Source organism: Paenibacillus sp. F411 (genome assembly GCF_017582705.1).
Taxonomy (GTDB): Bacteria; Bacillota; Bacilli; order Paenibacillales; family Paenibacillaceae; genus Paenibacillus_AQ; species Paenibacillus_AQ algicola.
This window is the reverse complement of the sequence record NZ_JAGFIP010000006.1, coordinates 53,515-78,341: the sequence shown is the minus strand read 5'-3', so window position 1 is coordinate 78,341 and position 24,827 is coordinate 53,515. Positions and strand designations below refer to the sequence as shown.

Below are 24,827 nucleotides of genomic sequence, written 5' to 3'. Positions count from 1 at the left end.
AAGTTCGCACCCTGCGCGAGTATCGCAAGCGGCAGAGTGTGATGGATGGTTATGAGCTCAAAGCCGAAGCTGCTATTGTTTTCTCACTTATCCAATCCTGACAGCATTACCGGTGCGGAAAAGCTGCTGCTGTTTTTTTGCCGGGAATTGCTGCCGTACTTTGACTGTGTGCTGGTGGCTCCGGGAGAGGGGCGTCTCACCGCCTTGGCCCGGGAGTCTGGCGTTCCTGTTAGAATCTGGCCCCTTCCACTGCTGTACAGCGTGTATACGCCTTCGCCGCAATTGAAGGAGGAGGCCCGGCGGATGAGAACAAAGCCGGTCTACCGGAGGCTGGTCCGCTGGATGGCGAAGGAAGCGCCAGATCTTATTCTGACCAATACCTGTGTTCATTACCTTCCGGCAGCTGCCGGAAAGGCACTGGGCATCCCGGTCATCTGGAAGCTGAACGAGGTGATGATGGATAACGGATTTCTGCAGGAATCGGCAGCGCTCATTGATACCTTTAGCGACTGGATTCTCGGGATCTCTCAATCCGTGGTCCAGTGCTTTAGTGAGCCTGTACGAAGCTCCAAGTGCTTCGTGCTGTACCCTTCCTGGAATGAAGAGGAGCTGCAGCCTGCAGCCTGGACTGAGCTTCGGGAGCAACAGCGCGCTGCACTCGGCGTAGATGCCGGGATGCCGCTGATCGGTGTCGTCTCTTCCTTTCTCGTTCCGAATAAAGGGATCGCGGATTTCGTCGAGATGGGAATCGCTTTGAAGGAGCGTAACCCGCAAGCCAGGTTCTGGATTGTCGGCAGCGTATTGCAGGAGGAGTACTATGCTCAGCTCCAGGCCCGGATAACCGAGGCTGGCGCTGCGGAGCGTTTTCTCATCACAGGCAGTCAGGAGCAGTTAGAGCCGGTGTACAGCGCCCTCGATATTCTTGTGGTGCCAAGCCGGGTGCCGGAAGGCTTTGGACTGACTGCTCTGGAGGGTATGGTACATGGCAAGCCGGTCGTTGCTTATGCCCACGGCGGGTTAAAGGAGCTGCTGGAGGCGGCAGGGAGCCCGGCGCTGCTGGCCGAGCCGGGAAATCCCGGCGCACTGGCGGATGCGGTGCAAGGTCTGCTGGAGGATGCCGCATCGTGCCGGGCTTTAGGAGAAAGCAGCCGGGGCAATGTCCTGGGTATATTCGGTCCGCAAATGTACCGCATGCGGCTGCAGGAGCTTATCAGCCGCTGGGTGCTGGAGAGACCTCTAGGCTTCCAGAAGGGGGCCGAACGAAGAAAAAGCAGCGCGCGGGCGGTGCCGGTCAAACGAGGCAGGAGCCGGAGGTCGCTTCGTGTACGTGCCAAAGCCCGTCGCCGCCGGTTGACTGCAGCCCCCAGCCGGACGCGCAGCCGGCACAAAAGCTTGCCGCGTACAGACAAGCGAAGCAGGCTAAGGCGCGGCTGAAGCCGGGCGCTGTCCATGGGTCAGCCCCGGACTACGATGATAAGGAGCACACCCGCAGATGAAAGTCTTAACGATTCTAGGAACCCGGCCTGAAATTATCCGGCTGAGCTTGATTATTCCTCTATTGGACCGTTTTGCAGAGCGTCATGTGCTCGTTCATACCGGTCAGAATTTCACCGCAGGTCTGAGCCAGGTGTTCTTCTCGGAGCTTGGTCTTCGAAATCCGGACTACGTGCTTCAGGACCGCCAGGCCTCGCTGGGAGGTCAGCTGTCTCTGATGTTCAGCCGAATGGAAGAAATTCTGGAGGCGGAGCAGCCGGACACTGTGCTGCTACTGGGAGATACGAACAGTGCACTGTGCGCCGTTCTGGCGGAACGGATGGGGTATCCCGTTGTGCATATGGAAGCCGGGAATCGCTGCTTCGATTTGAACGTGCCGGAAGAGAAGAACCGGAAGGTTATTGATGCCGTTTCTTCTATTAATATGCCTTACACCGAGTATAGCCGAAAGCATTTGCTGCGCGAGGGTGTTCCCAGCCAGCGGATCGTCTTGACCGGCAATCCAATCTATGAAGTGATGAAGCATTACGAGAAGCATATTCAGGAGAGCCAGGTGCTGCAGAGGCTGTCCCTGACGCCAAAGCAATATTTCCTGGTCACCGTGCACCGGTCCGAAAATGTGGACCGCCCCGAGCCGCTGCGTGAAATTTTGGCCGGCTTGAACCGGGTAGCCGAGACGTACGGACAGCGGTTGATTTGCAGCCTTCATCCCCGTACAGCCTCCAGGCTGAAGGCGGCCGGCACAGTCATGCACCCGCTGGTGGAGTTTCATGAGCCGTTCGGATTTTTCGATTTTGTCCGTCTGGAGCAGGATGCCAGATGCGCGATTACCGACAGCGGTACCGTTCAGGAGGAATGCTGCATTCTGCACGTGCCTACCGTAACGGTAAGGCGGACGACAGAGCGCCCCGAGACGGTAGACTGCGGCAGCAACATCGTCTCCGGTGTAGATGCAGACCGTATCCATGATGCGGTGAAGCTGATGACAGAGCTGAAGCCGGATTGGGTTTGTCCGGAAGGGTATTTGACGGAGCATGTGTCGCACACCGTCGTAAAATATGTGGTTGGAGGGAAAGTGAATGTTTAATAATCAACGTATTCTGGTTACGGGCGGCACAGGCTCTTGGGGACATGAATTGATCAGCCAGCTGCTGCCGCAAAATCCGAAGCAGATTATCGTATTCTCCAGAAGCGAGGCGACTCAGGTCGCAATGGACCGTGAATTCGAGGACCAGCGGCTGACCTTTCGGATTGGAGATATTCGGGATAAGGAGGCGTTAAGCACCGCCTGTCAGGGCGTCGATTATGTGTTCCATCTGGCGGCGCTTAAGCATGTGCCGGTATGTGAAGAACACCCGTATGAGGCGCTGAAGACGAATGTGGTCGGCACGCAGCACGTGATCGAGGCCGCCATTGAGAATAAAGTGAAAAAGGTCATCTATATCTCGACAGATAAGGCCGCGAATCCTTCCAACTTCTACGGTATGACCAAGGCGATCGGCGAAAAGCTGATCGTGTATGCCAACCTGCTCAGTCCGGACACGAAATTCGTATGCGTCCGGGGCGGGAATGTGCTTGGCACGAATGGCAGTGTGGTACATCTGTTTATTAACCAGATTAACCAGAAGGGGCAGATCCGCATTACCGATCTTGGGATGACGAGATTCTTCCTGACGCTGAAGGACGCCATCTCCCTGCTGTTCAAGGCTTCAATCGAAAGCGTTGGCGGAGAAATTTTCGTGATGATGATGCCGACGTGTAAAATTTCGGATTTAGCCGAGGTGCTGATTGAGCATTCCCAGAAGCAGGGCATCAAGCTGGTAGAGACAGGAGTGCGTCCAGGGGAGAAAATTCACGAAATACTGATGAGCGATTTCGAGAGCCTGACAACCGTAGCCTATGATGATCAGTATTTGGTCATCCTTCCGACACTGGATATTCCCGGCATTCAGTCTCATTATGCCAGCAAGCCGAAGGTTGCGTTCAAGAGCTTTAGCTCGGAATTTAATCTGATGAGCAAGCAGGAAATTCGGGACATTTTGCAGCGCGGAGGATTTTTGTCATGAAAATGCTGGTGCTGGGAGGGAATGGCATGGCTGGCCATGTGCTTGTGGATTATTTCCGCAGGCACGGCCATCATGTGTTTTACACGACACGGGACCGCAGGAGTGAGGACGGCCTGCTGCTGGATGCGGGAGATATCGGCGCGGTGGAGCACATCGTTCGCGCTGTCTCGCCGGAGGTTATCATCAATGCGGTCGGCGTACTGAACCAGTTCGCAGAGCAGGACAAAATTAACGCCTACCATATTAACGGATTTCTGCCCCACCGCCTGCGTCATATGGCAGATGCCATTTCGGCGCGCCTGATTCATATTAGCACGGATTGTGTATTCTCGGGCAGCCGGGGAGGATACCAGGAAAAGGATACCCCGGACGGTACCTCCGTCTATGCCCTGACGAAGGCGCTGGGAGAGGTCTCGCATCCGGAGCACCTCACGATCCGGACCTCCATCATTGGACCGGAAATCCGCTCCGGTGGCATTGGTCTGTTCGAATGGTTTATGCGGCAGGAGGGCAAGGTTTCCGGATATCGGAACGTCTGGTGGAACGGAGTCACCACGCTGGAGCTGGCCAAAGCGATTCACCATTTCATCAGCTCGGACCTTGGAGGCTTAATCCACCTGGCTCATCCCGAGCCGCTTAGCAAGTATGAGCTGCTGCAGCTGTTCAAGGATCTATGGAACAAAGAAGATACCCTCATCGAGCCTGACGATGACATAGTGCAGGATCGAACGCTGGTCTCAACTCGGGAAGACGTGGAGTATGCTCTCCCTTCGTATCCTGACATGCTGAGGGAGCTGCGGCAATGGCAGCAAAGGGGTTGAAGCCTGCCCTGTTGGTGACCGGGGCTTCAGGCTTTACCGGCAGGCATGCGTGTCAGCATTTCCATGACCTCGGCTGGGCCGTTACAGCGGCAGTGCGCAAGACTCCGCCGGCTTCGCTCCTTCCGGGCGTGAAGGCGGCAGAGTGTGAGCTGACTGACCGGGAGCAGGTCCGCCAGCTGATTGACAGGATCAGACCTCATTATGTTCTGCATGTAGCCGGTAGGAATGCAGTGCCGGATTCCTGGCGCGATCCGGCTGCGCATATGGAAGCCAATGTGATGGCCCCGGTATATCTCATGGAGGCGATGCGTGAATTCAGGCCGGACGGCAGACTGCTGCTGGCGGGCTCCAGGCTGGGAGTGGATCCTGCCCAGGGAGCCCGCTCTGTGCCGCATCCTTACAGCCTTAGCAAGAGCGTAGGAAGCTGGGTCGCAGAGGCCTGGTCCGCCTTATATGATCTGCCTGTGATGATCGCTGAGCCTTCGAATCTAATCGGTCCTGGGGAATCCACAGGCTTTTGCATGCTGCTGGCAAAGCATATTGCCCGCTGCGAGCTTGGTACTATGGAAGGTAAAGCTCCGTTTACCATCTCCTCCAGAGGAGCAGTTCGTCGATTTCTGGACGTCAGAGACGCGGTTTCAGCTTATGAGAAGCTGCTGTTATCCGGTGCACCGGGAGAAGTATATCCTGTAACCGGAGAGCAGGAGTGGACTTTGGGCGAGGTTGCAGAGCGGCTGTTATGTAAAGCTCGCGGCAGCGTACCTGTGCAGTGGGGCAGTGAGACTGACAACGCCCCCGCTCCCCCCCAAAGTGAGACTGTACGCTCTCCGTCATTGTCAGAGCTGGGCTGGCGTCCTGGAATTGAAATGGAGAAGAGCCTGGATGATATTTTGGCCTATGCACGAGCTGTCACGGAATCCTCGCGATAACAAGCTTCCCCCTTGCGAGGGGCAGTGTCGCATGACATTAACCATAATAGGAAGACGGCAGACTGCTGATCCCTCGGCGGTCTGTTTGCCTTTTGCTGGAGGTGCTTGCTTTTCATCCTCATGCGTCTTTGGTGCATCCAAAACCTTTCAGCATACCGCCTCGTCCCATCGGTCATCCTATACCTTGTCAGCACACCTATAACAGAGATGGAGGATGAATTGATGATGAAATCCAAAGCCCTTAGCCTGACCTTGTCGGCGGCTTTAATCACAAGCGTGGCCGGTCTGGCAGGCTGTGGCAACATGAACGACGGCAACTCCACCAAGACGCACAATATCAGCACGAACGATAATGGACGCATCGGGGACAGCCGCATCCTGAACAATGGCCGCAACGGCATGCAGCATGACCTCTCCAACCTGAAATACAGCAAGGTGCTCTCCGAGAAGGTGTCCAAAATCAATGGTGTGGGTGACGCACGCGTATTCGTTACCAAAAATAACGCTTATGTCTCCTTATCCCTGGATGGCGAGTCCGGCATGAATGGCAGCCGCACTGGCAGCAATGGCATGAACGGCATGAACGGCCGCATGGGCGGCACTAGCGGCATGACAGATCGCATGGACAGCTTGACAGGACGCAGCAACACGGGAACCAACGGCCGTACAGACGGCTTGTACGGGGCATCCGGTACCGGGACTGCAGGTCTGCTGCGAGGCATGAGTGATCCGCGCGGCACGCTGGATAACAATACCGGTCTCGGGCGCAGTGCAGGATATGGCAGCTATGGTACAGGCGGTGGGAACACCATGGGCGACAACTCCGGCGACAATCATTTGATGGGCAGCAACGGAGCGACAATGGGCAACCGCGGCCGCTATGGAGCCATGAATACAGACAACGATATGGGCATGGGTATGGGCGACAATCAAGTGCCGCAAAATATCCGGAGCCTGATTAACAGCACCGTTCAGAAAACGGCTCCTCAATGTGAGCAGGTATACGTATCTGATGATGCCGATTTCTTTGACCGCTCTGAAGGCTATGCCGGTAACGGAATGATGGGTAACGGAGATCAAGGAGACGGCAATGTCGTTGGCAACATGACAGAGGATTTGGGCGCGTTCATTAATCGTCTGTTCCCGATGAACATGAACGGTCGGGATAACGGTATTCTGAATAATGACGGTACCTCAAACGGCATGTATAACACAGGCAACAGCGGCACGAACCGATAAGTCCTAGCTTGTCATTATTTTCATCTCTTTATGCTTAAAAAAGCTCCTGCCGAAAGGAATCGGCAGGAGCTTTTGGCACAGCCCTGTTAATATTTGCGGCTGCCCTGAACCCATACCGCTTCCAGGTCCAGCTGGTTGTTCAGGAGCAGTACATCGGCCAGCAGCCCTTTGGCCAGGGAGCCGGTTCGATCGTCAATGCCGATGACCTTCGCGGGATTGAAGCTTGCAGCAGCCGAGGCCTGCTGAATGCTGAGGCCGACCTCTTTTACGAGATATTGGAAGCCTCGAATCATGGTCAGGGTGCTTCCGGCCAGACTGTTGCTGTTGGACTTTAAGGTCGCGATTCCCTTCTCAACAATGGTCTGCAGGCCGCCGAGCATATATTCGCCATCCGGCATACCGGCTGCAGACACGGCATCGGTCACAAGAATAAGGCCATCTGCCGGCTTCAGTCGTGCCAGAATGGAGACGGCTGCCGGATGGACGTGAATACCGTCCGCAATAATTTCAGCGCTGAGGCGATCGTCGCCGAGCAGAGCCCCGGCTGTACCCGGCTTGCGGTGATGCAGTCCGGTCATGGCATTAAAGGTGTGGACCCCGTGGGAAAGGCCGGCATCCACCGCACGCTGCACCTGCTCATACGTGGCGTCGGTGTGACCCAGCGCAGCCACAATACCGTGCTCCTTCAGCCAGGATATGGCTTCGAGGGCGCCGTCCCGCTCTGGAGCGAGGGTCATCAGCTTCACCAGCCCGGGGAAGCTCTGCTGCCATTCCTCCAGCCAGAGGATGCTGGCGGGAACAATGTGCTCCGGATTCTGTGCTCCCGGCCACTGGGGACTTATAAAGGGTCCCTCCAGATGAACACCCTCCAGCCGGGCGTACGGCATCGTTGAGCTTCGATATTGCTGTACGTTTTGAAGCACAGCATCAATGGCATGTTTAGGAGCTGTCATGGTCGTGGCGAGCATGGAGGTCGTGCCCTGCGAGCAGTGGAAGGAGGTGATCGCGTTCAGGCCTTCGATATCCGCCTCCATGAAGTCTTCGCCGCTGCCGCCGTGAACGTGGATATCCACAAAGCCGGGCATAATATAGCCTTCCTTTCGCCTAATCACCTGCTCAGCCTCCTGCTCCAGAACAGAAGGCAGACCGGATGCGGGACCGGCATATACAATCTGCTCTCCTTGCATGGCGACAGCCCCGTCTGGAATCAGTCCGCCAGGAGTTATGACGCTGCCGTATAACAGCGTACTCTGTGGGGAGCGGCTCATCGGAAGTATCTCCCGGCGCCTTCGTCCAGAAGCACGACGACATTGGGATGGCATTGAAGCAAGGAAGCAGGGCAATCCGTGGTGATGGGTCCGGTCAGCGCTTGGAGGGCAATCTCCGCTTTGTCCGCTCCCCGGATTAGCAGCAGAATTTGGCGTGACTTCATAATAGTAGCTGCACCCATCGTAATGGCGTGGGTAGGAACCTCATCCAGAGAATCGAAGAATCTCGCATTCGCTACTCGCGTTTCTTCTTTCAGCGGAACGACATGAGTCCCCCCGATCAGATGATTACCCGGCTCGTTGAAGCCGATATGCCCGTTATGGCCAATGCCAAGCAGCTGCAGGTCTACAGGGCCGTTCTCCTCAAGCATCCGGTCATAGCGCAGGCATTCCTGCTCCAGGTCAGCCGCATTGCCGTTAGGGACGTGGGTCTGCTGCAGGGAGATGTCCACATGCTTGAACAGCTTCTCGTTCATAAAGGTGCGGTAGCTTTCGGAGTGCTGCTCCGGGAGACCGACATACTCATCCAGGTTGTATGTAGTGACACCGGCGAAGCTAACCAGCCCCTGTCTGTGCATATCGACCAGCTTGGCGTACAGACCGACCGGGGTGCTGCCTGTTGCGAGCCCCAGCTTGGCGCGGGGACGGCTGGTGACCAGCGCGGTAATCAAACCGGCAGCGGTTTGGACGAAGGCTTCTTCACTGTCTAGGGTGTAAATGTTCATGTCTATTCAAGACCTCCTCGGCTTTTACGGTAATTTTGTACATTCAGATAAGACTGCTCTAATCTCGGTACATAAGTAGAGAAATCGCGGCTGGCCATGCCCATAAATAAAATATCAATAATATGAAGCTGGGCAATGCGGGAGGCCATATCTCCGCGGCGCATGCCCTCCTCCAGTGAGGAGGAGTACAGGGCAATATCAGACCGTGAGGCCAGTGCACTGCTGCGGTAAGAGGTGACGCTGATCGTAAAGGCGCCGGCCTTCTTGGCGCAGCTGAGTGCATCAATAGTCTCCGGCGTTTCTCCGGAATAGGAGATCGCGATGGCGACATCGTCCGGACCCAGGTTGGATGCTGAGGTGATCTGCATATGGGAATCGGCAAAGGCCGTACAGCTTTTGCCGATCCGGACGAGCTTCTGGTAGAAATCCTGGGCCACGATGGACGAGGTGGCAATGCCGTAAAGGTCAATCCGCTTAGCCTTGCACAGTGCATCCACTGCACGCTCCAGCTGTCCCAAATCCAGCAGAGAGGTCGTATCCTGAATGGACTTCAGATGATTGCTCTCCATGGCCTGCACAATGCCCGCCAGAGGGTTGCCTGCGACAATATCCTGGTACCTTGTCTGTCCGGAGCGGGAGGTGATCTCGGCATGAGCCATTTCGGACGCCAGCTTGACCTTGAAATCCGGATACCCCTTACAGTCAAAATGCTTGCAAAAGCGGGTGATCGTAGCCGGGCTGACCTCACACTGCTCGGCAAGATCCTTAATTCCCAGATGTATAATGCTTCCCGGGTTCTCCAGAATAAAATCAGCCAGCCGCCGCTCCTGCCGGGGCAGAGCGTTCTTCTCTACAGCGATAATGTGCAGAACGGGTGCCATGCGAGGCCTCCTTCTTCTTCTTTAACGGCTTTTGCCGTGAAAATAATTATTGTACATCTCATATAAATAAGAAAATAATTTTAATAATGTCCATGTTAGACCATTACATGTCAGGAATCAAGGGGCAATTTCATATGCAGCTATCCCATAGCCTGCGCTCCCCGCCCAAAATGAATACCCCGGCGCACCAATGCCACCGGGTTCTCATATGATGTGTTGACTGTATCCCTTAACCTTGTTAGACCACACATACCCGGGCAAGGAGGGGTGACACCATTGAAGGGAAATGATCAACACAGCAAGTTCTTGTTAACCCACCGTGAGCGAGAAGTATTTGAGCTGCTGGTGCAGGACAAAACGACTCGCGACATCGCCGGGCAGTTGTTTATCAGCGAGAAAACGGTGCGAAACCATATTTCCAATGTTATGCAAAAGCTGAACGTCAAAGGCCGTTCGCAAGCCGTCGTTGAACTGATTAAGCTGGGAGAGCTGAAAATCTGACGTCCTGCCGCATACACACCTTTGCGCGAAAGCTCTCTTTTCCATCGGGAAAAGGGAGCTCTTTTGTGTATAATGAATTTAGGCACAATAAAAAAAGTTCAGCTTCGCTGAGTGAGTCAAATGCCAAATGGGTATTTAACAAAAAAGAACTTATTGTGGGAGGGCTTGGCATGGACAAACTCCTGATCTACCTGCTTCCGATTACAGTCATTGCCGTTATTGGACTGTTCTACTTCCTTCGTAAACCTGCCCCCAGAACCAGCAGAAATGTAATCTCCCTTGAAGAGGCAAGAAAGAAACGCCAGCATAAGGCACAAGCCTGCAGCAGATGCAAACAGCGCAGCACACTCATCTTTTATGCGAATGAAGCGGGCGTTGTCCGTGGATTTTGCCGGGATTGCAAGGGAAAGGCCGAGCGTTACGAGGAGCTGTATCCGGTATAGCTCTGTTTTCGCTTGACTTTATCTGCAGGGACAAGGTAAGGTATGGGCAAATCCATTTCGCATAATAACGTTGATCAAGGATTATAAGATACAGATGACGGCGCGTCAGAGAGGAAGCCCTAGGCTGAGAGGCTTCTCGCGCACGACTGTAGTCTTCCTTCCCTTGGAGTTGTCTCTTGAGCCTAGCGGGTGAAACGGCCAATAGACCGGCCCGGCCCGTTATTGCCGATGAGAGGATCTGTTGCCTGCCTGAGCAGGACAGATCGAAACAGGGTGGTACCGCGAGCACATTCGTCCCTTCAGACGAGCGTGCTTTTTTTGCGTTATTCATCATTTTAACCATGTCCATTATTCAAAAGGAGCTGGGAGTCCATGCGTCAAAGCAAGTTATTGATGTCTACCTTAAGGGAAGTGCCTGCCGAGGCAGAAGCACGGAGCCACCAATGGATGCTGAGAGGCGGATATATTCGTCAGGCGGCATCCGGTATTTACTCCTTTCTTCCGCTAGGTTACAAGGTATTACGAAAAATTGAATGCATCATCCGTGAAGAAATGGATGCAGCCGGCGCTCAGGAACTGCATATGCCGGCCATGCAGCCGGCAGAGCTATGGAAGGCTTCCGGTCGTTACGAGCTGTATGGTCCGGAGTTAATGCGGATGCATGACCGTCACGAACGGGAATTTGCATTAGGACCTACCCACGAAGAAGTAGTGGTCAGCATTGCCCGTCAGGAAATCTCATCTTATCGCCAGCTTCCAGTTAATGTGTATCAGATTCAGACCAAATTCCGTGACGAACGCAGACCGCGCTTCGGCTTGCTTCGTGGCCGTGAGTTTCTCATGAAAGATGCTTACTCCTTTGATCGGGACTGGGAAGGACTGGATGTGGTTTATCGTCAAATGTTTGCTGCGTATGAGCGGATCTTTCAGCGCATGGGTCTCGAATTCCGGGCTGTGGAAGCAGACAGCGGCGCAATTGGCGGACAGGGTGAAACGCATGAGTTCATGGCGCTGGCCGAGATTGGAGAGGATACCGTTGTATCCTGCAGCGCTTGCAGCTATGCCGCGAACCTAGAGCGGGCTGGCTTCAGGGTTAAAGCCTGTGCAAGTGATGCTAAGGCTGATCCTGAACAGCATGCAGAGGAAGCCGCTTTAGAGCCGGAGCAAGTCTATACCCCTGGGATCAAAACGATAACAGAGCTGGCCGATTTTCTGGATGTGCCGCCGGTAAAAATCATCAAAACGCTGATCTATGAAGCGGACGGACAGCTTGTTGCAGTTCTCGTACGCGGAGACCGCGAAGTGAATGAAGTGAAAGTGAAAAATGATTTGCAAGCAGAGCATGTTGCCTTGGCATCCCCCGAGACTGTGCTTGCCGTAACAGGAGCTGAAATCGGATTCGCTGGTCCGGCTGGACTTGTACTTCCAATCCTTGCGGATAAGGAGGTGGCAGAGATGACAGCAGCAGTGGCAGGTGCAAACCTCTTAGATACCCATGTGCGAGGCATCGTTCCAGGCATTCACTTTTCTTTAGAGCAGACGGGCGATTTTCGGAATGCGGAGCCGGGAGACAAATGTTTGCTTTGCGGCTCAGAGCTGGAATTTCACCGCGGAATTGAGCTTGGGCATGTATTTAAACTGGGTACCAAATATAGTGCTGCACTGGATGCAACGTTTGTTGATCAGGATGGGCAGCAGAAGCCGTTCGTCATGGGATGCTACGGCATTGGGGTATCCCGGGTCATGGCAGCCGTTGCAGAACAGAGCATTACAGAAGAACGCTTGATTTGGCCGCTGTCCATCGCTCCATTCCATGTGCATATTATTCCAATATCCATGAAGGATGATGCTCAGCGAGAGCTGTCTGAGCAGCTGTACGTCCAGATGACACAAGCAGGAATAGACGTGCTGCTGGATGACCGGGAGGAGCGGGCTGGCGTAAAGTTCAAAGATGCCGATCTCGCAGGAGCCCCGATGGTCATTATTGTGGGGAGAGGAGCGGGAGATCAAGAGGTGGAGTGGTTAGGAAGAGAGGGCGTGAAGGAGAGTATCACTTCAATAGAAGCCTTGGAACGGGCTGTTCTGGCCGTAAAGGGTCTCGCCGCCATGGCCCCGGAAAGGAAATGATGATGGAGCTGAACATCTTATCCCATGAGCCGGAAATCCTCCAATACAGCAGCGGCTTGATTCAGATTAAAATCCCGCTGGATAATCCGCTGCGCTGGGTAAACAGCTATGTGCTGCAGCACGGCAGGGAGCTTGCCGTTATTGATCCCGGGCCTCGCACGGCGCGGGCAGAGCAGGAATGGGAGCTGGTATTGCAGAAGCTTGGAATGCAGGTGCAAGAGATCACCTCGATCGTGTTGACTCACCATCATCCGGATCATTACGGCTTGGCAGGCTTTTTTCAGGAGCTCAGCGGGGCTGCGGTGTGGATGTCGGAGCGTGCTCATCAGGAAGCCGAGCTCATGTGGGGCAAGCACAGCAGCATGAGTGCAGACCTGCCGGCGTTCTTTCGCATTCATGGCATGCCTGCAGCGTGGCTGGAGCAGCTGCCGGGGCATCTGGACTCCTTCCTGCCGCAGGTCAAGCCGGCTCCGCAGGCGCGCTTTCTGCGAGACGGTGATGTTGTGCCGCTTGGCGGACGTTTGTGGCAAGCGGTACAGACCCATGGACATGCGCCGGGACACTTGTCCTTCTGGCATGCAGAGAGCGGCGACCTGATTTGCGGCGATGCCGTGCTGCCGCAAATCTCGCCGAACGTCAGCCTGCTGCCGGGCAGCGACGCCCAGCCGCTGCACAGCTTCCTGGAGGGGCTGCGCCGCCTCCAGGAGCTCCCGGTCCGGACTGCGTATCCCGGACACCGAAACCCGTTCACGCATTACCGTGAACGGATTGACGCGCTCCTCGCCCATCACGAGGAGCGGCTGGACACCGCGGCCGACCTCCTGCAGACGGCCGGCCCCCAAAGCGCCTTCGAGGTGTGCACCGCCCTCTTCGGCGGCCGGCTCGGCATCCACCAGATGCGCTTCGCCATGTGCGAAGCGCTGGCCCATCTCGCCGAGCTGTCCCGGCGCTCCCGAGCCGTGCCCCGGGAGCACCCGGATGGATGGATTTCGTTTGCCGTGCCAGAGTAAATCACGGCTTTCCTTAAACTAATCCTCACACCCTGCTGACATAAAGGTTTATGGACAACGCATTTTCGAATATGGTAGAGATAGCCGGATTATGAGTCCGGATAAACGTTTAATGATGTGTAATGGCTGTTTCTTTCGCCGCCTGAGCCGCTTGGCTTTGTACATAAGGGCTTTCCCCGGATCTCTCCTTTGGCCGCATCTCTCAGGCATAGGCGCCAGCCGCCCAGAGTACACTCGCATTACCGGTACGGCCGTTTTCCATTTATGAAGGCAAGGCCGCACCCCTCATACCATACGCAAAGGAGAATCTGCCATGAAAAGAAAAGAAATGGTAGCGATGCTGCTTGCCGGAGGCCAGGGCAAACGGCTGAAAAGCCTTACCCGCAATCTGGCAAAGCCGGCCGTATATTTCGGCGGGACTTACCGTATTATTGATTTTCCATTGTCCAACTGCGCAAATTCAGGCATCGACACTGTCGGGGTGCTGACACAGTATGAGCCGCTCGTGCTCCACTCCTATATCGGGGTAGGCAGCGACTGGGATCTGGACCGGAAGAACGGTGGTGTTTTCGTGCTCCCTCCCTACGAACGGGAGGACGGGACAACCTGGTACCGGGGAACAGCGGATGCGATTTTTAGAAACCTGAAATTTATTGAGCAATACAATCCGGAGCATGTGCTGATTCTTTCCGGGGATCACATCTACAAGATGAACTATGACCGGATGCTTCAATACCATAAAGAAAAAAATGCCGACTGCACCATTTCCGTCGTGAATGTATCCATGGAGGAGGCGACCCGGTTCGGAATTCTGAACACCGAGGATGACCTGCGGATCTACGAATTCGAAGAGAAGCCCGCGCAGCCCAAGAGTACGCTGGCTTCCATGGGAGTCTATATTTTCCGCTGGGAAATGCTGCGTGAGTATCTGCTGATGAACGTCCGCAATCCCGATACGACTCACGATTTTGGCAAAGACATTATTCCGTTAATGCTGGAGGAGAGCCGTACCCTGTATGCGTATCCGTTTGAGGGCTACTGGAAAGACGTCGGAACCGTCCAGAGCCTGTGGGAAGGTAATATGGATCTGCTCTCCGAGCATCCCAAGCTGGATCTGAACGATCCCGACTGGCGCATCTATACCCGAAACCCCAATCAGCCGGCTCAGTACATCGCTCCACTGGCCAAGGTCAGCAACTGTATGATTAATGAGGGCTGCCGGGTATACGGCGAGGTCCGCCAATCCGTGTTGTTCTACGGCGTAGAGGTTGGTGAGGGCAGCGTGATTACCGATTCGGTCATTATGCCGAAGGTGAAGATCGGGCGGAATGTCACCATCCATCGCGCCATTGTGACGGAGAACATGGTCATCCCGGACGGGAGCGTCATTGGTCCGCAGGGAGAAGACGATTCCGAAATCAGGCTGATCAGCGAGGAGGAGGCGGACGTGTCGCCGGAAGCGACCGGGAGTCATTAAAGTACCCAGCGCTGATGAGCCTGCAGCATAGCTATTATAATGAGGGACGGTGTAGACGATGAAATCCATGATCGGCGTAATTAATTTGGACCACGAGCTGGATGTACTGAGTGAGCTGACCTATTTCCGCTGCGGTGCGGCTGTGCCTTTTGCCGGACGCTACCGGCTGATCGATTTTGTAATGTCGAATATGATGCACTCCGGGGTGGAGGATATCGCGCTGTTCGTGCGCCGCAAATACCGTTCCCTGCTGGATCATCTGGGAGAAGGCGGTCCCTGGGATCTGGACCGGAAGCGGGGCGGATTATTTATTCTCCCTCCGGACTGGAACGATCCGTCAGATGTATCTATCGGAGAAATGCAGCACATTTATAATAATCTGGATTTTTTCGAGCGCGGTCCGGCACCGCATATTGTGTACTCCGGCAGTCAGCATTTAGGCAGTGTGGATTTCAGCGCTGCCTATGAATATCATATCCAGCAGGGGGCTGACGTGACTCTGATTTACAGCACTCCCGAGGAGCTGCTCCCGGAGCACCGCCCTTGTGTTCGCCTGGACGTTGCAGAGGATGGACGGGTCACGGATATTCATCATGAGCAGGACAACCGGAACATTTATATGGAAATGTTTATTATGGAAAAAAATCTGTTTCTGCAGCTCGTCAACCAATGCATTGCCCACCAGGAAAGCCATGTTTTCCGGGATGCCATCCAAAAGAATCGGCATAAGCTCAAGATTGCCGCTTATCAGCATACCGGCTATCATGCGGTCATTAACTCACTGGAAAGCTATTACCGCAACAGTCTGGAGCTGCTTAATCCGGATACCTTCCACGCTCTGTTTGATCCGCAGCCGGTGCTGACCAAGATCAAGTATGAGGTTCCGGCCAAATATCTGGAGGGAGCGCAGGTTAACCATTCTCTGGTGGCAAATGGCTGTCAGATTGATGGCCAGGTGGAGAACAGCATTCTGTTCCGCGGCGTGAAGGTCAAGGAAGGGGCGCGCATCCATAACTCGATCATTATGCAGAAATGCGTCATTGAAGAGGGCGTGGTGCTGGAGAATGTCATACTGGACAAAGACGTCAGAATTACCGCAGGAATCAAGCTGCAGGGAGATGTACGCAAGCCGTACGTCGTTGCCAAGGATACGGTGATTTAAATTTTTACTATGGTCAGGAGGCTTCATCTTTTGTTTAACAATAAAGAATTGTTCAAGGCGTCATTTCAGGAGCAGCTCGTTAGTCGGCTCGGCAAGAGCATGGAAGAAGCAACAGCCGGCGATGTGTACAAAATTTTAGGATCCTTAATCCGTGAAAATATTGGCCGGGATTGGGCGGAAAGCAACCGGATCGCGAAGGTACAGGAAGAGAAGCAGGTATACTACTTCTCCATGGAGTTTCTGATCGGGCGCCTGCTCGGCAACAATCTGCTGAATATCGGCATGCTGGAGACCGTCCGGGACGGCTTAAAGGAGCTCGGCTGGGATCTGGATGAGATCGAGTCCCAGGAGCCGGATGCAGGGCTTGGCAACGGCGGCTTAGGCCGCCTGGCCGCCTGCTTTCTGGATTCTCTTGCCTCGCTCCAATATGCCGGACACGGCTGCGGCATCCGCTATAAATACGGTCTGTTTGAACAAAAGATTATCGACGGCCATCAGGTGGAGCTGCCGGATGACTGGCTTCAGCGGGGCAATGTGTGGGAAGAGCGCCGTCCCGACAAGAAGGTAGAGGTCCGTTTCTGGGGCCGTGTCGAGATGAGTGAGCGGGACGGACGCACAGTGTTTGAGACTACCGGGTACGAGAAGGTATGGGCCGTTCCTTATGATGTGCCGGTCATTGGCCATGGCGAGGGCAGAGTGAACACGCTGCGTCTGTGGAGTGCGGAATCCGCCGTAGATCCTATCAAGATGGCGCAGGATGGCCAAAACAGCTATTATTCCTTCTTGAATTACAGCCGTTCCGTGCAGTCAATCTCGGAATTTCTGTATCCCGATGACTCCGGCTATGAAGGCAAGCTGCTCAGGCTCAAGCAGCAGTACTTCCTGTGCTCCGCCGGCTTGCAAAGCCTGCTTCGAACCTTTGAGAAGCTGAAGCTTCCTTACACGGAGCTGCCGGAGAAGGTATCTGTGCATATTAATGATACGCACCCCACCCTGGTCATTCCGGAGCTGATGCGGATTCTGATGGATGAGCAGGGCTTTGGCTGGGACGAAGCGTGGGACATTACCGTTCGAACCGTATCCTATACGAATCATACACTGCTCAGCGAAGCGCTGGAGAAGTGGCCTGAGAATATGATTCGGGAGCTGCTGCCACGCATCTATATGATTATTGAGGAGATCAACAAGCGCTTCTGCGGCCAGCTGCTGGAGGAGGGACGGTCTCAGGAGTTTGTGTCCCAGGTGGCCATTCTGGAGAACGGCCAGGTCAAAATGGCGCATCTTGCCATAGCAGGCAGCAACAGCATTAATGGCGTAGCCGGTCTGCATACCGAGCTGCTAAAAACCGATGTCATGCAGCCCTTCTATGAGCTGTATCCGGATCGGTTCAATAATAAAACGAACGGCATAACACATCGCCGCTGGCTCATGCATGCCAATCCGAAGCTCAGCAGCCTGATTAGCGAAGCCATCGGCAGCGGCTGGACCACCTCTCCTATGCAGCTGAAGGAGCTTGCGAAATTCAAGGATGACCGGCACATACAGGATGTCCTGATGGGCATCAAGCTGGACAATAAGCGGCGCCTGGCAGCTTATATCCAAGACAAGCAGGGAGTTATGGTGGATCCGGAGTCTATTTTTGACGTTCAGGTAAAACGATTGCATGGCTACAAGCGGCAGCTGATGAACATTTTGCATGTGATCCACCTGTATCACGAAATCAAGGATCAGCCGAATGTCGAGCGCGTCCCAAGAACCTTCATCTTCGGCGCTAAAGCCGCGCCGGGCTACTACTTGGCGAAGAGCATTATCAAGCTGATTAATGTGGCCGCAGATGTCATTAACCGGGATCCTCAGGTGTCACAGCAGCTGAAGGTGGTCTTTCTGGAGAACTACTCGGTATCTCTGGCAGAGAAGATTATTCCGGCGGCTAACGTCAGTGAACAAATCTCGACAGCGGGGAAGGAAGCGTCCGGTACCGGAAATATGAAGTTTATGATGAACGGGGCGCTGACCATTGGCACGCTGGACGGCGCGAATGTGGAAATGTTCGATCTGCTTGGCGAGGAGAATATGTTCCTGTTCGGGCTCCGCTCGCAAGAAGTGCTGAACTACTATCGGCATGGAGGGTATGTCGCTCGGGAACTTTATCATCAGGATGCCCGCCTGCGGCGCGTGCTGGATTCTCTCGTGACAGAAGGGCCGTTCTGCTGCCACGAACGGGAGTTTGAAATCATTCGTCAGGCGTTGCTCGACCATAATGATGAGTTCTTCGTCCTGCGGGATTTTGATGATTATGCGGCTGCTCAGAAGCAGGTAGAGCAGGCTTACCGCGATTCCGTCTCTTGGGCAGGCAAGTCCATCGTGAACATCGCGAACAGCGGGCATTTTTCAAGTGACTGTACGATTGAGCGTTATGCTGCAGATATTTGGGATATTGCTCCCGTGCGCCGTGAGAGCTGAAGGCATCATCCATTGTTTCTAACCTAAAGGCTATGTAACCCCCAAGGGTTCAACCTCTCGATCTGAAGAGGTTGAACCCTTTTTTTGATGTTATGAGCGTCCGTATACTCACTGTTACACCCTGTAAAATAAGAGATATGAGAAGGAGAATGCTTATGCATACGAACCCCTTAATGGAGCGGCTGGACGCAATCGGGAGAGCTTTGTCGAAGAAGGAAGAGGCGCTGGCCTTGTTTGGCCTGGGCTCTGTGGGAGTGGAGACTGCACGGCTGGACGAATATTCGGATCTTGATTTTTTTGTCATTGCAAGGCCTGGACGCAAGCAGGAGCTGATTGATTCTCTGGATTGGCTTGAGGTCGTTTGTCCGCTGGCGTACCGGTTTATGAATTGTGAGATCGGCTATAAATTTTTGTTCCAGGATGGGATTTACGGAGAATTTGCCGTATTTGAGCAGGATGAGCTGGAGCGTGCACTATACACCGGGGGACGGATGATATGGAAAAGCTCGGCTCTGATTCCCGATGATCTTGCAGCAGGACGCGGCTATATTCCATCACGGCGAGCAAAGTCTCTGGATCATGTCGTTGGTGAAGCCGTAACGAATCTGTATGTGGGCCTGGGGCGCTATTTGCGTGGAGAGAAAATGTCGGCCTTTAAATTTGTGCAGGGCTATCCTCTGGATGGCCTCATGTCCATTCTTCATTTGTTGGAAAACGAGTCGGAAGGGTTTCCGGATCCCTTCGGCCAGGAGCGCAGGCTGGAAATCCGCTTTCCGGTCTTCTCCAAGAAGCTGGGCTCCATGCTTCAGGGCTATGAGGACACACCGCAATCTGCGCTGATCATTCTGGATTTCCTGGAAAGCATCTATCCCGTACATGCAAGCATGAGCGCCGAGATTCGGGCTCGGGCTGAGCAATGCCTGAGGCTTTAAAGCATATGGAGCACAATAAAGCCGGCTGGGAGCTTCCCATACCGGCTTTGCTGCAGATTAGAGGTTATGATTCTCCTCGGTATCTCCCGTCAGCTCGATCTCCCGCTCGCCCTGCTTGCGATGCGCGATCCGGCTGCTGGCAGCCGCGGCTACGGCTCCGACAATATCATCGAGGAAGGTGTGGATCGTATGATCCGATTTATCATTGAGCCGCTGCAGAACGCCCGGCTTCAGCTTGTCTACATAACCATAGTTGGTGAAGCCGATGCTTCCGTACACATTGACGATCGAGAAGGCGAGGACCTCATCGACACCGTATAAGCTTTCGTCATTGGAGAGCATTTCCTGCAGCGGGGACATCAGCTGACCCTGCTCTGCCAAAATATCCAGCTGAATGCCGGTCAGGACGGCGTTCTGAATTTCCCGCTTGGCGAGCACGCTTTCGACGTTCTCGATGCACTCCTGCATGGTCAGGTCGGGATAATATTTCTTCTGCAGAAACATGACCAGCTCGGCGATCTCTTCCATCGTGACCCCGCGTTCATGAAGCAGGCGGGTGGTCGCTTCGGCAACCTTCTTGCTGTTCAGGCTGTAAGGAATGTTAGCTTCTGTCATACTCATCCTCCGTTCTGGTGTAAGTAGGGTTGGTATTGATTGTACTTGTCCGGCAGGTGCTTTGTCCAGAAAGGGTAAATGACGGTCATGTTTTGGAAAAGAGCTCGTATACATAGGAGTACAACCTGTACAAAATGTAGGGAGGAACTATACATGACACAGAAGCACTCCATTCGCGGACTTTCAGCCGCTGGCTTGCTGGCGGTACCTATTCTGCTGGCGGGCTGCGGTCCCTTCGGGGGGAAAGAGTCGGAGGCCGTGGATCCGCCGCCAGCGCAGCTCGAGGCCCAAATGATCGGCGCGGCGAACAGCAGCGCCAGCGTCATTCCCGTTCTGGCAGATGATGCAGTCCAGAATACAGTATACCTCTCGGACTCGAAGGGTATGCTTGCCCCCGTTACTCTTGCTTTACCCAAAGACAGTGCCAAAGACCCGATTTCCAGTGCAATCATGGTGCTGGTGAAGAACAGCCCGTACGCCGGCTACATCCCTGAAGGCTTCAGCGGTGTGCTTCCGGCAGGCACAGAAGTGACGAATGTGACTGTAGACGCAGAACGCAAGCTCGCCATGGTAGAGTTTAACGAAGCATTCAAGAAGTACGATCACAAGGAGGAACGGCGGATTCTGGAAGCCCTGACCTGGACGCTCACAGGGCAAAAGGGAGTCGAGAAGGCGGAGCTGTGGGTAGCGGGGGAGAAGCTGACCGAGATGCCGCTAAACCGCACCCCGCTGGATCGCCCATTGTCCCGCACCATGGGCATTAATCTGCAGAAAGCGGATGATACCCAGTACAGTCAGTCCTCACCGGTGACGGTGTACTTTTCTGGAGTGACGCCAGGAGGAGTACAGTATTATGTTCCGGTAACGCGCCTGGTGCCTGCCGGACAGGATGCTGTTCAGGCGGCTGTGCATGAGCTGATCCGCGGACCGCAGTTTGGTGACGGGCTCGCGATGGTGATGACGGGAGGAACGACACTGACAGGCGTAGAGCAGGGAGAAGACGGATCGCTGACCGTGGCTTTAAGCGACAGCATGTTCCAGCAGGGTGATCACATCCCGGCGGAGCTGCTGCAGGCTGTCGTCCTGACGGTGACAGAGAATGCCGGAGCCACTAAAGTAAAGATCAAAATGAATGATCTGGCTGAGGTAACCGGTACGGACAGTGTGAGCTACAGCCAGCCGGTCAGCCGTCCGGAGCATATCAACGAGATTCCGATCTAATTCCGGCAGGGTGCTTTTATGCGTCACCTTTGTTAAAATAAAGGAAGCTAACCAGTATTGCGATAAAGTAGGAGGCAAAAAGATGAGATCTAACGGACGCAAGAACGACGAGCTTCGGCCCTTGAATTTATCAACTCATGTCAATAAATATGCAGAAGGCTCCGTGTACATCGAAATGGGAGAAACCAAAGTGCTGGTCACCGCAACGGTGGACGAGAAGGTTCCTCCGTTTCTGAAAGGACAAGGAAAAGGCTGGGTCACTGCCGAGTACTCCATGCTGCCTCGGGCGACACATTCCCGTAACCAGCGTGAAGCCAACCGCGGCAAGCTCAGCGGCCGGACGATGGAAATTCAGCGGCTGATCGGTCGGGCATTGCGCTCTGTTGTGAATCTGCATGCTTTAGGCGAGCGTACCATTACGTTGGATTGTGATGTCATCCAGGCGGACGGCGGTACGCGGACTACCTCCATCACGGGGGCCTTTATAGCGCTCAGCATTGCAGTCAACAAGATCGCTGAGCAGCACAAGCTGAATGTATTCCCCATTACCGACTATCTGGCCTCGGTCAGCGTCGGCATTGCAGGAGGCCGGGCGCTGCTGGATTTGAACTATGAAGAGGATTCCAAGGCGAAGGTGGATATGAACCTTGTGATGACCGGCAGCGGCAAATTCGTGGAGGTTCAGGGCACCGGGGAAGAAGCTCCGTATTCGCGCTCCGAGCTGAATGACATGCTGGAGCTGGGCGAGAAAGGGATTTCAGAGCTGATTGCCCGCCAGCGGGAAATTCTGGGACCGATTGCAGATAAGATTGGCACAGCGGGCTCCAGAAGCGGGGTGTAAGATATGAAGCTGACCGGAAATAGTATTATTGTCGCAACGCGGAACCCGGGAAAGGTGAAGGAGTTTGCCCATGCTTTTGCGGCCTTCGGGTGGTCTGTACAGAGCATGTTCGATTATCCGGATCTGCCGGATGTCATTGAGGATGGAACGACCTTCGCCGATAATGCTATCAAGAAAGCAAAAATCATCGGAGATGCCCTGAATCTGCCTGTGCTCGCGGATGACTCGGGCTTGTGTGTGGATGCGCTGGGCGGAGATCCCGGGGTATATTCGGCACGTTATGCAGGAACCCATGGGGACGATGAAGCAAACAACCGCAAGCTGCTGACCGAGCTGGAGCGTCTGCGCACGGCAGACGATGCCGGAGAGCCTCTGCTAAGCCAAGCTCAGTTTGTATGTGTCCTGGTCCTGTATGATCCGCACAGCGGCGAGCATATAGAGACCCGAGGCACGATAGACGGCTGGATTACCGCCAAGCCTCATGGAGAGGGCGGCTTCGGCTACGATCCCCTGTTCTATCTGAAGTCGTACGGCAAGACGATGGCGGAGCTGACGCTTGCGGAGAAGCAGGAAATCAGCCACCGGGGTCACGCCCTGCGGGCGTTGACGGACAGACTTCGGGAATTTCAGTCATAAGCATGAGGGCCCGCGCCCCGGGATCGAGATCCTCCGGGGCGCGGGCTTTTTGTCATATCTAGGGCTGCAGACTTCTTATTTAATAGAAATTTTGTAGGCTTTGAGCCAATGATTCACTTGAGTTAAGTAGGCAAACAGCTGAGGGCCGGACATCAGCTGGCCAAACCAGGGGAGATTAGACGAGGCTTCTGACGAAGCGGCGAGCTCCCTTATTTTAGCGGCATCAATGAGCGGAAGAATCGGCGAAGAAGAATCCTCCAGCACATGGAGCATGCGCTGCCTGACAGCGGAAAGATAATTCGGATTATGGGTCTTTGGATAGGGGCTTTTCTTGCGGTACAGGACATCCTGGGGCAGCACGCCTTCCAGCGCCTTGCGGAGAATACCCTTTTCCCGTCCGCCTGCGGTCTTGATGCTCCACGGAATATTAAACACGTAATCGATCAGGCGATGATCCGTGTACGGTACGCGGACCTCCAGTCCCGCCCCCATGCTCATACGGTCCTTCCGGTCCAGCAGAGTAGGCATGAAGCGTGTAATGTTCAGATACGACATGACGCGCATTCTGGCCTGCCCGGCATCCTCGCCTTCCAGCAGCGGCACCTCCGCCACCGCATCGCTGTACCGGTCAGCAAGATATTCAAGCGGTGAGATCCAATCCCGGATTTCCGGAGATAGCAGCTCACTGCGCAGCTGGGGAGCAACAGACCAGGGGAACGTTCCGGATTGAAGAGCCTCCTCGCGGTGGAACCAAGGGTAGCCGCCAAAAATTTCATCTGCGGCCTCGCCAGAAATCGCAACCGTTGCGCCCTTCTTGATTTCCTGGCAGAAGAGCAGCAGAGAAGCATCCACATCCGCCATTCCCGGCAAATCCCGTTTCTCGGTTGACAGCTCCAGTGTATTGACAAGCTCCGGTGTGTCAAATTCAATCCAGTGATGCTTGGATTTGAGCTCTTCCTGCATTCGCTGAATCCAGGGCGCATCGGCACCCGGCTGAAAGGCGTGGGATTTGAAATGCTTGTCGTTATCGACATAATCGACAGAATACGTATGGACCTGCCCTTGTCCTATGCGGGTATAGTACTGCACCGCCAGGGCGGACAGGGCACTGGAATCCAGACCACCGGAGAGCAGGGAGCACACCGGGACGTCCGAAACAAGCTGACGCTCGACCGTATCCTGAATCAGCTCTCTCAAATAAGCCGCTGTCCGGGCTTCGTCATCCTCGTGAGGCCGGCTTTCAAGCTTCCAGTATGTGTAGGTGCGCAGCCCTTCCCGATTGAAGATCATGGCGCGTCCGGGACGAAGCTCGGCCAGATCGCGGAATACACCGTGGCCCGGTGTCCGCGCGGGGCCTACGATGAAGACCTCGGCCAAGCCTTCCGGACCTACGACAGGCTCCACTTTAGGATGCTGCAAAATCGCTTTCGGCTCGGAGCCGAACACAAGCGTCCCATCCACATAGCTGTAGAATAGCGGCTTTACCCCGACGCGATCTCGCGCAAGAAATACCTGCTCCTGAACGCTGTCCCAGATCGCAAAGGCAAAGATGCCGTTAAGCCGCTCCAGACAGTCCGGCCCCCACTCCATGTAGGACACTAGCAGCACCTCTGTATCGCATGTGGTCCTGAAGGAGTGACCGCGGCTGGACAGCTCTTTTTTTAATTCGCCTGCATTATATAGTTCTCCGTTATACACAATGGCATAAACCTCTTCTTCCCGATGAATAATCATCGGCTGCGCTCCGTTCTCGGGATCGATGACACTGAGGCGCCGATGTCCAAAGGCACAAGGGCCCGATATCCAGGTTCCCGAGCCGTCAGGTCCGCGATGCGCTAACGTTTCTGTCATTTTGACCAGCAGTCTGGAATCCTGGGTCAGGTCGCCATTCCATTGTATAAAGCCGGTTATTCCGCACATGTAGTTCATCCTCTCTTTGTATGTGATCTCCGCTGACCTTCTCCATGGGACTAAAA

22 protein-coding genes are annotated in these 24,827 nt (G+C 54.6%); 17 read left to right on the top strand and 5 right to left on the bottom strand.

Features of this window, described 5'->3' with window-relative positions:
* Positions 1–45: 45 nt before the first annotated feature.
* The 6 genes from JJQ72_RS08455 (at position 46) to JJQ72_RS08430 (ending at position 6,549) form a co-directional block, all read left to right on the top strand.
* A complete protein-coding gene (locus JJQ72_RS08455) occupies positions 46–1,434 on the top strand; it encodes a glycosyltransferase family 4 protein (RefSeq protein WP_208203371.1) in 1,389 nt (462 codons plus the stop codon).
* A gap of 58 nt (positions 1,435–1,492) precedes the next feature.
* Positions 1,493–2,581, top strand: a complete 1,089-nt coding sequence (wecB, locus tag JJQ72_RS08450; protein WP_138224995.1) for a non-hydrolyzing UDP-N-acetylglucosamine 2-epimerase — start codon at positions 1,493–1,495, stop codon at positions 2,579–2,581.
* Positions 2,574–3,560, top strand: coding sequence for a polysaccharide biosynthesis protein (locus JJQ72_RS08445; RefSeq protein ID WP_208203370.1), 987 nt, complete (start codon positions 2,574–2,576; stop codon positions 3,558–3,560). The genes wecB and JJQ72_RS08445 overlap by 8 nt, the downstream gene beginning before the upstream one ends.
* Positions 3,557–4,381 (top strand): dTDP-4-dehydrorhamnose reductase family protein, encoded by an 825-nt coding sequence (locus JJQ72_RS08440; RefSeq protein WP_208203369.1) that lies wholly within the window; start codon positions 3,557–3,559, stop codon positions 4,379–4,381. The genes JJQ72_RS08445 and JJQ72_RS08440 overlap by 4 nt, the downstream gene beginning before the upstream one ends.
* Complete coding sequence (locus JJQ72_RS08435) at positions 4,363–5,310, top strand: NAD-dependent epimerase/dehydratase family protein (RefSeq protein ID WP_208203368.1); 948 nt, start codon at positions 4,363–4,365, stop codon at positions 5,308–5,310. Before JJQ72_RS08440 ends, JJQ72_RS08435 begins: the two co-directional genes overlap by 19 nt.
* A 222-nt stretch (positions 5,311–5,532) precedes the next feature.
* Complete coding sequence (locus JJQ72_RS08430) at positions 5,533–6,549, top strand: YhcN/YlaJ family sporulation lipoprotein (RefSeq protein ID WP_138225004.1); 1,017 nt, start codon at positions 5,533–5,535, stop codon at positions 6,547–6,549.
* A gap of 86 nt (positions 6,550–6,635) precedes the next feature.
* On the opposite strand, the gene nagA is transcribed toward JJQ72_RS08430, so the two are convergent.
* Genes nagA through JJQ72_RS08415 form a run of 3 tightly spaced genes read right to left on the bottom strand, consistent with a single transcriptional unit; the run spans position 6,636 to position 9,423 of the window.
* The gene (gene nagA, locus JJQ72_RS08425) at positions 6,636–7,817 is read right to left on the bottom strand and encodes an N-acetylglucosamine-6-phosphate deacetylase (protein ID WP_208203367.1); all 1,182 of its coding nucleotides are present in this window, start codon (positions 7,815–7,817) and stop codon (positions 6,636–6,638) included.
* Positions 7,814–8,542, bottom strand: coding sequence for a glucosamine-6-phosphate deaminase (gene nagB / locus JJQ72_RS08420; protein ID WP_208203366.1), 729 nt, complete (start codon positions 8,540–8,542; stop codon positions 7,814–7,816). The genes nagA and nagB overlap by 4 nt, the downstream gene beginning before the upstream one ends.
* Positions 8,543–8,544: 2 nt before the next feature.
* A complete protein-coding gene (locus tag JJQ72_RS08415; RefSeq protein ID WP_208203365.1) occupies positions 8,545–9,423 on the bottom strand; it encodes a MurR/RpiR family transcriptional regulator in 879 nt (292 codons plus the stop codon).
* A gap of 276 nt (positions 9,424–9,699) precedes the next feature.
* Between JJQ72_RS08415 and JJQ72_RS08410 the strand changes: the two genes are divergently transcribed.
* The 8 genes from JJQ72_RS08410 to JJQ72_RS08375 all read left to right on the top strand — a co-directional run bounded on the left by JJQ72_RS08410 (position 9,700) and on the right by JJQ72_RS08375 (position 19,538).
* Positions 9,700–9,924: a helix-turn-helix domain-containing protein gene (locus tag JJQ72_RS08410; RefSeq protein ID WP_208203364.1), complete on the top strand. Its 225-nt coding sequence runs from the start codon at positions 9,700–9,702 to the stop codon at positions 9,922–9,924.
* 170 nt (positions 9,925–10,094) lie between these two features.
* Positions 10,095–10,367, top strand: coding sequence for a hypothetical protein (locus tag JJQ72_RS08405; protein ID WP_138225030.1), 273 nt, complete (start codon positions 10,095–10,097; stop codon positions 10,365–10,367).
* 372 nt (positions 10,368–10,739) lie between these two features.
* On the top strand, positions 10,740–12,494 hold the full coding sequence (locus JJQ72_RS08400; RefSeq protein WP_208203363.1) for a proline--tRNA ligase: 1,755 nt from the start codon (positions 10,740–10,742) through the stop codon (positions 12,492–12,494).
* Positions 12,495–12,496: 2 nt separating this feature from the next.
* Positions 12,497–13,504 carry an MBL fold metallo-hydrolase gene (locus JJQ72_RS08395; protein ID WP_243895961.1) on the top strand — a complete coding sequence of 336 codons (1,008 nt, stop codon included), beginning with the start codon at positions 12,497–12,499 and terminating at the stop codon, positions 13,502–13,504.
* A 313-nt stretch (positions 13,505–13,817) separates the two neighbouring features.
* Positions 13,818–14,981: a glucose-1-phosphate adenylyltransferase gene (locus JJQ72_RS08390; protein WP_208203362.1), complete on the top strand. Its 1,164-nt coding sequence runs from the start codon at positions 13,818–13,820 to the stop codon at positions 14,979–14,981.
* Between the two features lie 58 nt (positions 14,982–15,039).
* A complete protein-coding gene (glgD, locus tag JJQ72_RS08385) occupies positions 15,040–16,143 on the top strand; it encodes a glucose-1-phosphate adenylyltransferase subunit GlgD (RefSeq protein ID WP_138225033.1) in 1,104 nt (367 codons plus the stop codon).
* Between the two features lie 30 nt (positions 16,144–16,173).
* The gene (locus tag JJQ72_RS08380; protein WP_208203361.1) at positions 16,174–18,606 is read left to right on the top strand and encodes a glycogen/starch/alpha-glucan phosphorylase; all 2,433 of its coding nucleotides are present in this window, start codon (positions 16,174–16,176) and stop codon (positions 18,604–18,606) included.
* Between the two features lie 155 nt (positions 18,607–18,761).
* A complete protein-coding gene (locus JJQ72_RS08375; RefSeq protein WP_243895960.1) occupies positions 18,762–19,538 on the top strand; it encodes a hypothetical protein in 777 nt (258 codons plus the stop codon).
* 57 nt (positions 19,539–19,595) lie between these two features.
* On the opposite strand, the gene JJQ72_RS08370 is transcribed toward JJQ72_RS08375, so the two are convergent.
* Positions 19,596–20,153 carry a phosphatidylglycerophosphatase A family protein gene (locus tag JJQ72_RS08370; protein ID WP_175415224.1) on the bottom strand — a complete coding sequence of 186 codons (558 nt, stop codon included), beginning with the start codon at positions 20,151–20,153 and terminating at the stop codon, positions 19,596–19,598.
* A gap of 153 nt (positions 20,154–20,306) precedes the next feature.
* Here JJQ72_RS08370 and JJQ72_RS08365 point away from each other — a divergent pair, with 153 nt between their 5' ends.
* From JJQ72_RS08365 to JJQ72_RS08355, 3 genes are all read left to right on the top strand, one after another.
* Positions 20,307–21,374: a GerMN domain-containing protein gene (locus tag JJQ72_RS08365; protein WP_208203359.1), complete on the top strand. Its 1,068-nt coding sequence runs from the start codon at positions 20,307–20,309 to the stop codon at positions 21,372–21,374.
* Positions 21,375–21,456: 82 nt separating this feature from the next.
* Positions 21,457–22,215 carry a ribonuclease PH gene (gene rph, locus JJQ72_RS08360; protein ID WP_208203358.1) on the top strand — a complete coding sequence of 253 codons (759 nt, stop codon included), beginning with the start codon at positions 21,457–21,459 and terminating at the stop codon, positions 22,213–22,215.
* Positions 22,216–22,218: 3 nt separating this feature from the next.
* Positions 22,219–22,851, top strand: coding sequence for an XTP/dITP diphosphatase (locus tag JJQ72_RS08355; protein ID WP_208203357.1), 633 nt, complete (start codon positions 22,219–22,221; stop codon positions 22,849–22,851).
* A 75-nt stretch (positions 22,852–22,926) separates the two neighbouring features.
* Here JJQ72_RS08355 and asnB read toward each other — a convergent pair whose 3' ends face one another.
* On the bottom strand, positions 22,927–24,771 hold the full coding sequence (asnB, locus tag JJQ72_RS08350; protein ID WP_208203356.1) for an asparagine synthase (glutamine-hydrolyzing): 1,845 nt from the start codon (positions 24,769–24,771) through the stop codon (positions 22,927–22,929).
* Positions 24,772–24,827: the final 56 nt, after the last annotated feature.